Annotated in this window: 14 protein-coding genes and 1 other annotated feature; of the genes, 5 read left to right on the forward strand and 9 right to left on the reverse strand. The window is 37.3% G+C overall.

Translation table 11 applies throughout. The features are described 5' to 3' along the window. The first annotated feature begins 279 nt into the window (after positions 1-279). Complete coding sequence (locus tag HU823_RS01945) at positions 280-651, forward strand: cyclic-phosphate processing receiver domain-containing protein (RefSeq protein WP_144700146.1); 372 nt, start codon at positions 280-282, stop codon at positions 649-651. Positions 652-698: 47 nt separating this feature from the next. On the opposite strand, the gene HU823_RS01950 is transcribed toward HU823_RS01945, so the two are convergent. The 6 genes from HU823_RS01950 to HU823_RS01975 all read right to left on the reverse strand — a co-directional run bounded on the left by HU823_RS01950 (position 699) and on the right by HU823_RS01975 (position 6,053). Then, positions 699-1,502: a protein phosphatase 2C domain-containing protein gene (locus tag HU823_RS01950; RefSeq protein ID WP_197220944.1), complete on the reverse strand. Its 804-nt coding sequence runs from the start codon at positions 1,500-1,502 to the stop codon at positions 699-701. Then, entirely contained in the window at positions 1,489-1,950 is a 462-nt protein-coding gene (locus HU823_RS01955; protein ID WP_197220945.1) for an HIT family protein, read from the reverse strand. Before HU823_RS01955 ends, HU823_RS01950 begins: the two co-directional genes overlap by 14 nt. Positions 1,951-1,990: 40 nt before the next feature. Continuing rightward, positions 1,991-2,212: a binding site (T-box leader), on the reverse strand. 64 nt (positions 2,213-2,276) lie between these two features. Then, positions 2,277-2,765, reverse strand: a complete 489-nt coding sequence (locus tag HU823_RS01960; RefSeq protein ID WP_197220946.1) for a dihydrofolate reductase — start codon at positions 2,763-2,765, stop codon at positions 2,277-2,279. Between the two features lie 8 nt (positions 2,766-2,773). Further along, positions 2,774-3,199 (reverse strand): flavoprotein, encoded by a 426-nt coding sequence (locus HU823_RS01965; protein WP_197220947.1) that lies wholly within the window; start codon positions 3,197-3,199, stop codon positions 2,774-2,776. 1 nt (position 3,200) lies between these two features. Further along, the gene (locus tag HU823_RS01970) at positions 3,201-3,719 is read right to left on the reverse strand and encodes a GNAT family N-acetyltransferase (protein WP_197220948.1); all 519 of its coding nucleotides are present in this window, start codon (positions 3,717-3,719) and stop codon (positions 3,201-3,203) included. A gap of 153 nt (positions 3,720-3,872) precedes the next feature. Then, a complete protein-coding gene (locus HU823_RS01975) occupies positions 3,873-6,053 on the reverse strand; it encodes an FUSC family protein (RefSeq protein ID WP_370630001.1) in 2,181 nt (726 codons plus the stop codon). 280 nt (positions 6,054-6,333) lie between these two features. On the opposite strand from HU823_RS01975, the gene HU823_RS01980 reads away from it, so the two are divergent. Next, positions 6,334-7,671 carry an FAD-binding oxidoreductase gene (locus HU823_RS01980; RefSeq protein ID WP_197220949.1) on the forward strand — a complete coding sequence of 446 codons (1,338 nt, stop codon included), beginning with the start codon at positions 6,334-6,336 and terminating at the stop codon, positions 7,669-7,671. Positions 7,672-7,825: 154 nt separating this feature from the next. After that, a complete protein-coding gene (locus HU823_RS01985) occupies positions 7,826-8,611 on the forward strand; it encodes an aminoglycoside 6-adenylyltransferase (protein ID WP_197220950.1) in 786 nt (261 codons plus the stop codon). A gap of 54 nt (positions 8,612-8,665) precedes the next feature. Here the strand turns inward: HU823_RS01985 and HU823_RS01990 are convergent, their stop codons facing one another. Next, a complete protein-coding gene (locus tag HU823_RS01990) occupies positions 8,666-9,292 on the reverse strand; it encodes a pyridoxamine 5'-phosphate oxidase family protein (RefSeq protein ID WP_370630002.1) in 627 nt (208 codons plus the stop codon). Between the two features lie 15 nt (positions 9,293-9,307). Beyond that, on the reverse strand, positions 9,308-9,598 hold the full coding sequence (locus HU823_RS01995; protein WP_231607237.1) for a hypothetical protein: 291 nt from the start codon (positions 9,596-9,598) through the stop codon (positions 9,308-9,310). A gap of 251 nt (positions 9,599-9,849) precedes the next feature. On the opposite strand from HU823_RS01995, the gene HU823_RS02000 reads away from it, so the two are divergent. Then, complete coding sequence (locus HU823_RS02000; protein ID WP_144700131.1) at positions 9,850-10,170, forward strand: hypothetical protein; 321 nt, start codon at positions 9,850-9,852, stop codon at positions 10,168-10,170. Positions 10,171-10,420: 250 nt separating this feature from the next. On the opposite strand, the gene HU823_RS02005 is transcribed toward HU823_RS02000, so the two are convergent. Then, positions 10,421-11,686, reverse strand: a complete 1,266-nt coding sequence (locus HU823_RS02005; protein ID WP_197220951.1) for an MDR family MFS transporter — start codon at positions 11,684-11,686, stop codon at positions 10,421-10,423. 100 nt (positions 11,687-11,786) lie between these two features. Here HU823_RS02005 and HU823_RS02010 point away from each other — a divergent pair, with 100 nt between their 5' ends. Further along, positions 11,787-13,439, forward strand: coding sequence for an ABC transporter substrate-binding protein (locus HU823_RS02010; RefSeq protein WP_197220952.1), 1,653 nt, complete (start codon positions 11,787-11,789; stop codon positions 13,437-13,439). Positions 13,440-13,482 lie beyond the last annotated feature (43 nt).

Raw genomic sequence — 13,482 nt, forward strand, 5'->3', positions numbered from 1 at the left:
AAATCATACAATATTAAGTCTTATTTGTTAATTTTTGATAATAATCCTACTTTTCTTGAAGGAAAAATGAAAATGACAAAGAATTTAATGATTTAATATTTAATTTATTCAAATACTTACTTATCTTTTATTCTAATAACGGAAGGAGTAAACGATGTTTCATTTAAACCACGTGATAAACTTACCTTGGACTAATGTGTTATAATTAATATATTAAAATAACTTGGGGTATTAGACTTTTCTTAGTCACCCTCCGTTGAAGGAAGGGAGTGCAAGAAAATGAAAAAGATCAGTGTATTTATGGATGATTATCGTAATCCCCCTGAAGGATATGTCTTCGTTGAAACGATAGATGAATGTATGAATCTTCTGAGGAACCATGACATTGAACATCTGTCTTTAGATCACGATTTATTGAGCAGAACAAGAAATGGACTTATGCTCGTAAAAATGATGATCAATGAAAAGTTATTTGCCAATCGAATAACCATCCACTCTGCGAATTCTGTTGGTGGCAAAAACATGTACAACTGTCTTAAACAAGCTCAAAAAGACTTAATCATGCCTCACACTATCATTGTTTCCTTACGTCCACTTCCACTTAAATATATCCCGCCACGTGTGCTTCAGCATTATAGTGATATTAAATAATAGATCCCATTCATATATAACTAAAACTAGATTAGGAGGAAACAGCTTTACAGATCACTTGGCAAACTAGCTGTTTCCTCTATTTCAACAGACCAGGCGATAATAGTTGTGCTATCTCTTACATGATTTCTTTTAATTTCATCCAAAAGAAACTTAACGCCTTCATCCAATCCCATAGCGCTCATTACTTTTTGAACCTCTGTTGCCTCTTCAAATGAAACACCTGGACATTCAGTCAGTCCATCAGTTGTCATGAAAATTTGGTTGAGTCCTTTTCTCATTTCTTTCTTCCCCGTACTATAACAAGGTACTGGAAGTTCAAATGCATTAACTTCACCAACCCATTCATAAAAACTTCGCTGAACAAGCTGCCTTTCACCCAATGCTATCAGTTCTGGATGAAATAGATGAAGAATACAATCCCCTACCGAAAACCACCATAAATACTTTTCTTTTCGAACAACGATTAAACAAGCTGTTTCACCCGTTGTCTTTCGGCAGGATTCCATAAAAACAGGATCTTGGAATAGTTCTAGTATAAGATGATCTAATTTCTTTAGTGCTGAACCTGCAGATTCTGAGAGCACAAGCTTGATCTCATTCTCGTATTTTATAAATTGATTAATAACGAGTTCAACACTCTGTGCTGTCTTATGTCCATCCAGAACAATTGCGAATTCCCAATTTTCAGCTTCATTTCCCCATACTAAACATCCGTCTTCGTTTTTATAGGAACCCGCTTCAGAATTACCTCCAAATCTACCTACTGCAATATTTTGTACGCGTGTTATATCTATTTCATCAACGAATGTCTGATCACTTCCAACCCAGGTCAAATTAGAATTCTTCATATGTGTTCTCCTCCAAATAATTTCTAACACGTTCGCAAACTTTAATAATATCTTCATTCCTTCCAAGTGGAGCTTCTGCCCAACCATAGACTTCATTCGGTCCCCAATATTCCTCTGGTGTATTGGGAAAACGCGGGACGATGTGCATATGTAGATGAGCAACAGAATTACCTGATACGAGTGCATAAATGTGCTCTGCATTTTCAGTTTCTTTCACCGCACGGCTTACTCGAGCCATAATCTGACCGAATGCATGTGCTTCTTTGATAGTAAGATCCCCGAGACTTGGTGCGTGACGCTTTAGATCAATCATAATATGACCAAGATAAGAAGGGCGATCACCTTTATCAATATGGCCAACATAAACAAATTCATCTTCATATATTTTCACACCTGCTGTGTCAATTGTGCCTCTATGTTTAGCACAAATAAAACAATCCTCACTCACTTTTCATCTCTCCCTTTAATAGAAAAAAAGCCCTCGTCTCTAAAGAGACGAAAGGCTATTCCTAACGTGGTACCACTCTTCTTCGTTCACAAGAATATTCTCGCAAACCTCAGAACCTGATTACGGTGGTTAACCGTACAGACTTCATTTTTGTCTGTCCACTCCAAGGTAAGTTCAAGATATTTGTTGACTGCATCTCACCAATTCTGCAGCTCTCTAAACAACAAGTTAAACCCCTACTACTCCTAATCATCATGTTTAAACGATGGAAAACTTTTACTAATGATAAGATGATTAGAATTTTCTGTCAAGTTGATTTTTTCGACTCACATAATTCTTATGTATTGATGAAAATAATAGGTGTAAGGATTCTGCTTGTCCTCTATCCCTTTGACTCTAGAAATCTCTTTCCAATCTCTTTCATTGATTTCAGGAAAGTAAGTATCACCTTCAAACGTATGGTGTATTTTTGTTAAATATAATTTAGTTGCCATAGGCATAAACTGCGTATAGATCTCTTCTCCACCGAAAATAAACACTTCTTCATCGCCTCTGCATGTTTGTAGCAACTCATCTGTAGAATGCACAATTAAACAGTTCTCGGGTGAGAATTCTCTTTTTCTCGTAAGCACAATGTTCTTCCTTCCAGGCAGTGCTTTACCAATTGATTCAAAATTCTTTCTGCCTAAAACAATGGTTTTTCCCATCGTAATCTTTTGAACATACTGCCAATCTCTCTGTAACCTCCAAGGCAGATCATTGTCTTTACCTATCACTCTATTTTCGTCCATAGCAGCTATCATTGAAAAGTTCATAGCGAATCTTACCTTTCTGTTGTGGTGAGCTTTAAACTAAGCATCTTTTCTATTGGTATTTCTGCCTCAATATAGCTTCTTACCATTTTCCAACTTCCTTGTTCCCATCTAAAAGTCTGAAAAAACAAGCTAGCCGTTTTTATAGGTTTATCATCGATAATTAGCGATGCCCAAATAATTGCCAGCATCTCATCTTCTTTTAAAGATACGATTACATCATCTTCTAGTATCCACTCAGCGTTCCTCCCTCTTAACCCATTAAATGCATGATTCCATCCATCAATAGATTCTTCATAGCCAAAATCATATACCTCCTTGCCCCTTATTTCACGAGCTGTATAATCAGGCGAAACAACCTTCTCAATTCCTTTTAATGAAAAAAGTCTCCAACTATCTAAGTACTCTTTAAAAAATTCATCAAAAGATTCTTTCATCTTACCTCCTAAGAAGTGGTTTTCTATATTTACTATGCCTATCACTCTCGCCTATATATTGAAATCCATTATCAGCATAAAACTGATTCAACTTACGATTATTTGCTACACAATCAAGTATAATATTATCTTTGTCTTGTTTCTCATTTGCGTTTATTTCAATCCAATTCAAGATTTCTTTTCCAATACCTTTGTTCATACATGACGGAGACACTGCTAATCGATGTAAATATAGACAATTTCCCACCTCATCTTTCCCAAAGATATGCACGTCCCATTCTGTTTGCTGTGGTGATAATGTAAAGGTAGCAACCAATTGTTCATTTTTCATCACTGTATATGTCTCATTTCTTTCGATAGCACTTTTGATTTCTAAATCTTCACCACCCTCTAGCAAATATCGCCATTGATCAATATTTCCGTCTTTCATCCATTGTGCACATTCTTTTAATAGACTAATAACCATTTGAAGATCATCAAGAGAAGCTTTTTGAATATGTAATGACTTTAATGAGTTCATTTAACCTTTACCTCCACTTCATTTTAAAATAACCTTCTGTATTCATTAAGTGAATCCTCCTAAAATTACCCATAAACAAAAAAACAGCAACTCTAAAGCTGCTGTTCTTTCCTTCTTATTTAACGGTTAAATCATAGATTCACATCTAATCCCTCACTTTTTCTTCTCTCTTACTCCTCCCAACTCACTTCCTAACTCCACAAGGGATTGATTGATTCGCCATACATAATAAAGGTGATGAATGAGATCACGTTGTGATTGTTTTCGGTTAGGAGCAAGACGTTCAAATTTCTCCCGTTCTTCTTCTAACGATTGTAGAACGTACTCCCCTTCATCCTCAGTAAGCAGGGCAGATAAGGAATCGATGTTGTTCTTTAGTTTTGTCTCAACCTGAATAAATCCATCAAGAAGTTCTTCCGGATAATCGAATCCTTTTCTGTAAGCAGAAGCAACCAGATGTTTTGCATAATAGTTGATGGCAGCTAACCTTGTCATCCAACTGACCATATCAGCATAGATCGGTGATCCCGGGCGTTGAAGAAAGGATTGCGCTTCATCCCTGATCGTCTGAAGTTTCGTATCCAGCTTAAACGCACTTTCTGACAGATCCTTAACGTTTACGTCCTCTCTAAACCCTCTCACATATTCGGCGACAAAAGGAGCGAGTTCTTCTAAGAATTCGTTAATCGATTCAGCTACCTTAACTTTTGTTTTCTTTGGAAAGATCAGATAAGAAACAGCTAAAGCAATCGATGCTCCTGCGATCGTATCCAGTACTCTAGCTCCAATTAGTGAAAAAGTAATTCCACCTAATAGAAGGTCGTACATAAACGCAATAAGCATAGTAATAAACACACTCATTAACGTGTAGGAAACGGTCATTAAATAAAACGCTAGAAAAACAACAACAAAGAGAAAAATGACTTCCAAAACGGTTTGTCCGGAAAGAAGTTTAGCAAGAACAAAACCGATAACAGCTCCAATGATCGTGCCTAACGAACGCTGATATCCTTTCGTATAAATTCGTCCGATGGACTCTGTTCCAAGAAGAACGACAAAGGCGGTAAGAAGAACCCAATAGGGCTGTGCAGGTGAGATTACTAGACCAACTATAATAGATAGAATTCCTGCAACAAGTGCTTGATACGCTTTTTTAGTTGATGGCTTTAGCGTTTTGTCTTCAGATTTCGTATCTTCATCCACAACTTTATCGACGATCTCTTCCTCTTTTTTATCCTCAGACTGAGAATAAAGAGATTGCTGTATCGTAACAGCACCTTCTATCACGTGATTAGCGATTGATTCAATTCGGCGGATAAGATAGATCCATCCTTGTGGAGGCTCTTCTCGTTCAAAAAGCTTCATGATTAACATTCGAAGTTGCTGAACCGATTTTTCAGCAGGGAGAATATTTTGATCTTTCACATGTGGAGCGAGTACTTCAGCATCACGAACAGCAACCGTCACAGCAATGAGTGATTGTTTGATCTCTTCAACATGTAGAGCATCTGCCGTTTTTAATCCGCGAACCGAGTCAACTAACGTTTCAATCAACATACCTGTATCAAACACGTATAGTCGAAGTTGGTTAGGCAAGAGACCTGGCCATATTTTCTTCACATCATTTCCGTTGATATAGCCAGAAACAATAAGGGCATAATCTCTAAGTTTGGCCACATTTTTATCTAATTCTTTCTTCCGCTGAGCATTGGATTCCTTATCTTTCATGGCTTCGATCAAGAGGTTAAGCGTCAGGTTGCTCTGGATATGAAAAGAATGAATGCTTCTTTTTAAATTCTTTGCTGTATCTTGAAATAAGAAGAAATTAAGAATAAAGGCATAAGCTACACCTAGCCAGATTCCAACATAAAACCATGGTAACTGGTCACTGGATAATTTCAAAACAGAAGAAAAATACACCGTCATAAAGAAGATCATGAACAAGGAAAAATAGCGTGTACCAAATCTTGAGAAATAAAAACTGCTAAACACACTTAACACTAAAACAACATCTATGTAATAAGCATTATTGGCAACGAGGGAACCAACTGTAATGCCCATCATAGCTGATACTCCGAGCCATAACGTGGTTACTCTCATCTCTTGCTTTGTGTCATCCATTACCACCATGATACCCATCAGCCCAAGCATACCGGAAACTATAGCTGGTGTGATGCCTCCAGTGTGACCGGTGTACCGCATGATAAGAAGGGTAGTGAATACAGCAAGAATTAAACTAGCAGTAGCTCTTCCTGCTTTTTGCAAACGCACATATCCAGGGTCAGCTGCTACCATCTTAGCTAACCAATGGTGCTTGTTATATAATCGTTGCACGGTTCCCCTCCTTTTCTAAAACTATATTGGAAAATGATATCATGTGAGTGGTTTTTTAACCAAGTTAACTGCTTTTGTAAACCCTATACCGAAAACGAATGATAGTTATAGCATTCCCTTATTCCTCACTTTTTTTAACTCACTAACCATACTTTTTCTAATACACTCCTTATAAGTGTTTTTCTGACTGAGCTCGGCTACATAAAAGGTTTTAACCGACTATGCATTTCCTGCATACATTTATATAACTACAAATATGTCTTTGTCGGGAGTGGAATTAATGGGATCTACAGAGTTAACAGGAAGAATAATCTTTAAAGGTGACCCTGGCTATGATGAAGCCGTTAGAAACTGGAACCCTTATGTCAACACATATCCTCTTGTATTCGTATTTGCACAAAATGCATGTGACGTCAGTAATGCAATTAAATGGGCTCGAGAGAACGATGTTCCATTAAGGGTCAGAAGCGGCCGTCATGCTCTAGACAAAGAGTTCAATGTTGTAAAGGGTGGAATCGTTATCGACACAGGTGACATGAATAAAGTGCACTTAGATAAGAAAAAGGGAATCGCTACTGTTCAACCTGGAATTAGGGTCGGACCTCTTGTAAAAGGTCTCGCGCGAGAAGGCTTTATGGCTGTCTTTGGCGATAGTCCGACCGTTGGAATCGGAGGCATTACAACTGGTGGGGGGTTCGGGTTACTCTCACGTACAATTGGAGTAATATCAGATAACCTTCTTGCATTAGAGACCGTAGATGCAAATGGCCGGATTCTAAAAGCCAGTCCAACTTGCAACGAAGACTTGTTTTGGGCCTCTAGAGGAGGCGGTGGCGGTACGTTTGGATACAATACCGAATATACGTTTAAAGTTCATCGTGCACCTGAAACAGCAACGGTCTTTAACATTATTTGGCCATGGGAACAGCTCGAAACAGTATTTGAAGCATGGCAGAATTTAATGCCGTTTGTAGATTCACGATTAGGCAGTTATATAGAGATCTACAGCAAAGTAAATGGATTATGTCAGGTAACCGGCCTTTTCCTAGGTTCAAGACCTGAATTAATTCAAATCATACAACCTTTACTTAATGCTGGGACACCTTCCGAAGTAGTCATTGAAACGCTCTTCTACCCAGACTGTATTGATTTCCTTGATCCACCTGAGCCACCTTATGCTGACCAAAACTTTAAATTCTCATCTTCTTGGGCGACTAATCTTTGGCCAGAAGAACCGATAAAGGTAATGAAACAATTTTTAGAAGAAGCACCTGGAACAGAATCCAATTTTTATTTTACCAACTGGGGCGGTGCGATCAGCAGAGTGCCAAAAGACAAGACAGCTTTCTATTGGCGTGATCCGTTATTTTACACAGAATGGAACGCAACGTGGGTCGATAAATCTGAAGAAGCGAGTAGTCTTGCATCAGTCGAGTCTGTGCGTCAGCAGTTAAAACCTTATACGATAGGTTCTTATGTAAACGTCCCAGATGAAAACATTCAAAACTTCGGGAAAGCTTATTGGGCAACAAACTTTGCAAGGCTGCAAAGAGTAAAAACAAAATATGATCCTGAGAATGTATTTAACCATCCTCAGAGTGTCCCCCCACTTTATTAAGAATTAATATTTGCAATAGTTATCCGGTATTTCTATGATCGGATAACTATTGCTTTTTTTAGGGTTGATGTCGTAAGCTTTGTTGCATTTTCTGTTACAGCATTTTACAAATTATGTTAATATTAAAAAATATATAAATAATGCGAGGTGTCTTATGTATACTTTGACAGAAAGAGATACTTATTTTCAGCGTACTATCGATATGTTAAATGTGCTGCCTATGGTTGAAGGTGTTGTTCAATTAGGTTCTGGTGTAACGGGATACAAAGACGAATTCTCGGATATTGATCTAATGATAGCTACGTCAACTGAGGATGAAGTCATTGGAGTGAAAGATAATATTCAGCAATTTTACAAGGATTTGAATCCCGTTATCATTAAAGAGAAGCAGTTTTCAAAAAATATTTACCTATTGATTGTTATTCTAGAAAACTCGTTGGAATTCAATGTTTCAATACTTCAAAGGAATTCATTAAGTGTAAGATCTCCGTTGTGGAGAATAGTTTTGGACAAAACAGGCTTAGTCTCTGAGAAGATGGGAAAAGAGGATCGCTCTTTTTCAAACAAACCCGTAAAGTATGCTACTTTCGAAGATCCTGTTTTCGAATTTGTTTATTGTTTCATAAGATTAGACAAAGAATTGAAACGCCATAATTTCGTATATGCACTAAAGATGCTAGAGTCGATGAGAGATTATACGTTAATCGTTCAGACATTAAATGAGGACAAAAAACTTCATCAGTTTAAAGCTTACGACTCGTTAAATAATGATTTTCTAAAGAAATACCTTTCAACTTATCCAAAAGATATAACGTGTGATAGTATGGTTGAATCCGCATCTTTATTAAAAGAATTGTTTATACATACCGTAATGCAGAGTTCAATATATACACTAGATGATTCTTTACTTGAGTTGTTAAAACCAAAGAAAAACGTATAAACTTTCAAAAGCACTGCATGCAGTGCTTTTGAAAGTTTCCTATAACACTTCTAACTAGTAAAGCTTGTTCTTATAGCCTTCAATTAGGTCGTTTGCGATACTTTCTTCAGTCATTTCAGGTAGGTTCACATGAGCGGCTAGAATCTTTGCCGCGTTCGGAAGAGATTCTTTCATTTCCCAACGTTCAGGTTCCCAAAGTCCGGATCGTTTAAACGCTTTCCCACAGTGCATAAAGCATTGTTCAACATTAACTAGAATTCCTAGAAGTGGCGCTTTTCCCCCTACTTCCATTTTTTTGAGTACTTCTTCATCTTTTATAATCGCAGCTTTACCGTTAATCCGTAGCGTCTCACCCATTCCTGGTATTAGAAATAGTAAACCTACTTTCGGATTTGAGAGAATATTAAACATTGAATCTACACGCTTATTCCCTGGTCTGTCGGGAATCACGAGATGGTGATCATCTATCACATGTACAAAACCTGCAGCATCACCCCGAGGTGAACTATCACAGTTCCCTTCATGATCTGACGTAGCTAAAATTAAAAATGGTGAATGAGCGATAAAGTCTTTACAATGTTCATCTATTTTAGAAATAACTTTATTCTGCCCCCTAAGACTTGGAGTTCCGAGCATAAGCCTCAGTTCTTCTTGGCTGTTCACATAATCTAAAGTTTTCACTATCGTTTCATCCCCTTATTTTCTAAGAGCATCCGCTGCTAGATGTGCATCTGCTTTCTTGACGTAAATGTCATATTGCGTGTTATCAATTACTGGCCGTTCTCTATCACCAAATGCCTGCCCCGGAATTCTCACTTTATATGCCACACCATCAGCTTTAAGTTTGGCTATGACATTAAAATAGTTTTCCTGACCAAATGCAGTATAAATGAGATTCATGTTACGGTAACGATACTTATGAACAAAAGAACCAACAATGATTCCGCCCATCACGATTACGAGAAAAACCCATCCAAATACCGGCATGCTTCACAACACCCCTTTTAATTTTGAAATTGTTATGCAGCGTGAATGACTACACTTGTTGCAATATATCGTTTTCTCTACTCCGCTCATTAATTTAAGGAATTCAATTCATCTAAATTCAATAATAAGTTTATGGAAAAATTTAGTCAACGAGTGAAAATACCCCCATAAATGAATCATTCTCTCTTAATAGTGTATAGAGTACATAAAAAAGTAATGACAGAAGTATGAACACTGTTAGGAGGCAAAACATGGAGCCGTATGTAAAGGATGCTCTACTGGAATGGAAAGATGAGATTGAGCAACAAAAGAATGAAATAGATGAAGAGTACGAAAAAGTGAAAACAGAACTTCAACTTTATTCTTATAAATTCGGAATCACGAAACAAGTCATTCAATCAACCATCAACGAAGAAATGATCAAGAACATCAAGAAAACCTATCAACAACCTTTTGAGGAAAAGTACAATGATTTGAAGCAACAGCTGAAAAAACTTGAAGAAAAACGCAGCGTTTTCAACATGTTTGTAGAAAAGATCGAGATCGCTTCTGTTAAAGAATCCAATTCATAAAAAATCGAAGCTTGGAATTGATTCCAAGCTTCTTTTTCTTTTTTTCTTGCTCGTTTCAATCTCAATGCGCTTATCAAAGTGTGTCGAAAATCGGATAAATAATTTTATATACGGTATTAAATGGATTTACCTCGTATTTATTGTAATTTACCTTGTAATTAATGATAGATGTACATACGGATCGAACAAAGATTAATTTTGTTCAATTGTGGTGGACATCATTTCGTTAACTTCCTATATTGAATTATGTTTATTTTACAACTTGAGCAACTACCTCGTTTTTTACAGCTTTTTCTGTGACCTTGTCTCTTAAAAAGAGTCCAGAATACATGAAAAACGCACCGATCATGATCACGACTCCCATATACACACTCATCATTACTGGTACTAAAAAAGCCCCTAAGATAATCGTCGAACGTGCTAACATGTCTGCTCCACTGAATGAGACATTTGCAAAAGCAGAGTATGATCCTCTCTTATCGCTAGGTATCATATTTGCTTTTTCAGCTTCTTTAATTGGAGAGTAGATTAACTCACCCATTGTAGCGATCACATTAAATAGAAGTAATACATACCAAGCGTTTGCTGACGTAACAGTCACGTAACCGATCCCGTATAACAACAACCCAATCAATAAAGCATTTTTCTTTGAAAAACGATCCATAACCCGGTTGATTAAGAACGTGAAACAAACAACCATCAACATGTTTTGGATGTTTAACATACTGAGCATCCGAACGCCAGTGATCTCAAAATTACCAATGTGGAAAGATTCAAAGGTTTCAGCCAACCGAATCCCAATATAACTGTTCAGTGTAAATTCCGCTGAAAAGATGAAGGTTCCACCAATAACCACTTTCACGAATGCAGAATCTTTTAAAGCCACTTTATAGTTTTGAAACAAGTCGAGAAAAACATTTTCATGCGTTTTCTTCAAAAAGCCAGTGAACTCATCTCGTAACCATATTCCATAAGCAATGGGAATGCTGATTGAAGTAACGGTTAACAACACAAAAAGTTCAATCTGGTGACTCACATAAAGCAAACCACCCAAAGCAGCACCGATTGCCATAGACAAATTGATCATCCAATAATCAAGCGTATATACTTCTTTTCTGTTTTCAGGTGTCGTTGAGTCCATAATGATCGCATGCATGGCAGGTCTGCCTAGACTGCTTGTAACAGTGAATCCTATATAAGCGAATGCAAAGAGCAGGATCCAATTTCGTTCAGGCAGCAAGCTAACGGTCATAAGTAAAAACATCACTGCGTTTAAGCAAGACGTTGTCATCAACACTTTCTTCCTGGGAAAACGATCCGAAATGTAACCACCGATTAAATTGACAACGAATCCGATGACTACTGTTAAAATTAAAAATGTACCTGCCCAAACTTTGCCCTTTTCAGTTGCAAAGAATAAGGCCATAAATGGCATGACGGCCGAAGAAACAGCACGATTAAAGAACGATGTAATCAACCGTACTTTAATATTTTGGGGGTATTCTCTCCATCCCATGTTGTCCCCTCCTTCTCTGTATTGTAATATTAAACTAGACTACAAATGATAAAAATAGACAATTTAAGAAAACATGTCTACTTTTAAATTGGAGGAGAACATGGATAACAAACTTCTCATTCTATGGAGATACTTTCCATCAGGTCATATACGAACAGAAGAGATTGCCGAAGCACTTCAAATCAGCCAGAAACAAACTACAAGATACTTAAAAAAATGGAACGATGAAGGATGGTTAACTTTTATCCCAGGTCGTGGAAGAGGAAATGTTTCACGTCTTCAATGGATGAAGAATATCGAAGAAAACTTTGAAGATGAAGTTCTTCTCAAGTTGGATCATGAACCGGTTGAAATTAGCAGTAAATACTTGATGTATGATTGGTCGACGGATACGAAGATAAGATTGATGAACAAATTTCATACGCAATTTGGTTTTGTACAGAAAGCGAAAGACAAACTCGTCGTTCCAAAGCGCTTTCCGTTTAGAACCCTCCACCCATTAGATGCCGCAGACGCTCATAGCGCAAATATGGTATCGAATGTATTTAACCGACTCGTATCGTTAACCGACCAAGGAGAAATCCTACCTGAACTTGCTCACAGCTGGGATGTTTCATCTACGAAACTACGACTTTATTTAAGAAAAGACGTTTGCTTTCACGACGGATCTGTTTTAACAGCAACAGATGTAATCAACTGTTTAGAAAAGCTTCGATTTCATGAGCAAAACAGAGATTTATGGACACCGATCGATGAAATTGTTTCTAAAGTTCCACTCGTGGTCGATATTTTGTACTCTAGAGGCTGCAGCTATATACTTCCGTTGTTAAGCATGATGACATCGAGCATTTACAAAGAAAGCAAAGGGAGAATATATGGGACTGGAGCGTTCTTGGTCGAAGAAGACACTGATCAAAAAACAACGCTTGTTGCTTTTAAAGAACATTTCCAAGAGCGGCCATTACTTGATGCTGTTGAGTTCGTAAAAGTTCCGAAAGACTTTCCAATCGTTTATCACTCCTCTATGGAACCAGATCATCATGAAACCTTTCAAGTAGAGAGTGATTCAGGCTTTGGTGTACTTATTATGAATGCGTACCGTAAAGAATCACAGATAGCTGATTTGGAAGTACGGCATTACATCCATCAAATTCTATCGGAGAATCGTCATAGAATACCAGAGTATGAGTCAAGAGCCATTCCTAATGACAACAGCTGTATGATTGGAAATCGCCTACCCTTTTCAATACCGAGAGCTGTCCGGCCTGAATTTGCACAACCTCTTATCATCAGGATAGCTGAGCATACAGAAGAAGTTTCAAGATGGCTGCTCGACACGTTTGCTCAATATGACATCCCAGTTAAAGTGATAAAAGTATCTTTTGAAGACGCTATTTTTAATAAACAGCTTACAGATCAAACAGACATGTTTATACATGGTGAAATTTTCGAGTTGAATCAAGATCTATCTTTCTATTTTTTCTTAACAAACGGGTTTGCTCCACTCCCTTTAATTTTAGGAAAAAATAGAAAATGGCAAAAACGCATCTCTCAATATGTTCACACGCCCTTTGAAGAATGGACGAATCTGAATGTTGAAGTCGAAAAGGAACTTATTGATGAAGCCATTATGATTCCACTGTATTATCAAAAAAGGTATATTCCTTTTTCTACTGAATTAATGAACGTGAACATTAAACATTTCGGATATGTTGATTTTTCTAAACTTTGGTTACGCCCTACAATTGATTAGTAAAAGAAAAAAAGGATCTGACAATTCAGATCCTTTGCTTCAC

The sequence above is a fragment of the Fictibacillus sp. 18YEL24 genome, from assembly GCF_015903855.1.
Taxonomy (GTDB): domain Bacteria; phylum Bacillota; class Bacilli; order Bacillales; family Fictibacillaceae; genus Fictibacillus; species Fictibacillus phosphorivorans_C.

Bases quoted from the DNA above. Each gene is read 5' to 3' on its own strand.
- HU823_RS02005 (WP_197220951.1), bottom strand. From the start codon at position 11,686: ATGGGATGGAGAGAATACCCCCAAAATATTAAAGTACGGTTGATTACA.
- HU823_RS01950 (WP_197220944.1), bottom strand. From the start codon at position 1,502: ATGAAGAATTCTAATTTGACCTGGGTTGGAAGTGATCAGACATTCGTT.
- HU823_RS01945 (WP_144700146.1), top strand. From the start codon at position 280: ATGAAAAAGATCAGTGTATTTATGGATGATTATCGTAATCCCCCTGAA.
- HU823_RS01995 (WP_231607237.1), bottom strand. From the start codon at position 9,598: ATGCCGGTATTTGGATGGGTTTTTCTCGTAATCGTGATGGGCGGAATC.
- HU823_RS02010 (WP_197220952.1), top strand. From the start codon at position 11,787: ATGGATAACAAACTTCTCATTCTATGGAGATACTTTCCATCAGGTCAT.
- HU823_RS01980 (WP_197220949.1), top strand. From the start codon at position 6,334: ATGGGATCTACAGAGTTAACAGGAAGAATAATCTTTAAAGGTGACCCT.
- HU823_RS02000 (WP_144700131.1), top strand. From the start codon at position 9,850: ATGGAGCCGTATGTAAAGGATGCTCTACTGGAATGGAAAGATGAGATT.
- HU823_RS01970 (WP_197220948.1), bottom strand. From the start codon at position 3,719: ATGAACTCATTAAAGTCATTACATATTCAAAAAGCTTCTCTTGATGAT.
- HU823_RS01965 (WP_197220947.1), bottom strand. From the start codon at position 3,199: ATGAAAGAATCTTTTGATGAATTTTTTAAAGAGTACTTAGATAGTTGG.
- HU823_RS01960 (WP_197220946.1), bottom strand. From the start codon at position 2,765: ATGAACTTTTCAATGATAGCTGCTATGGACGAAAATAGAGTGATAGGT.
- HU823_RS01985 (WP_197220950.1), top strand. From the start codon at position 7,826: ATGTATACTTTGACAGAAAGAGATACTTATTTTCAGCGTACTATCGAT.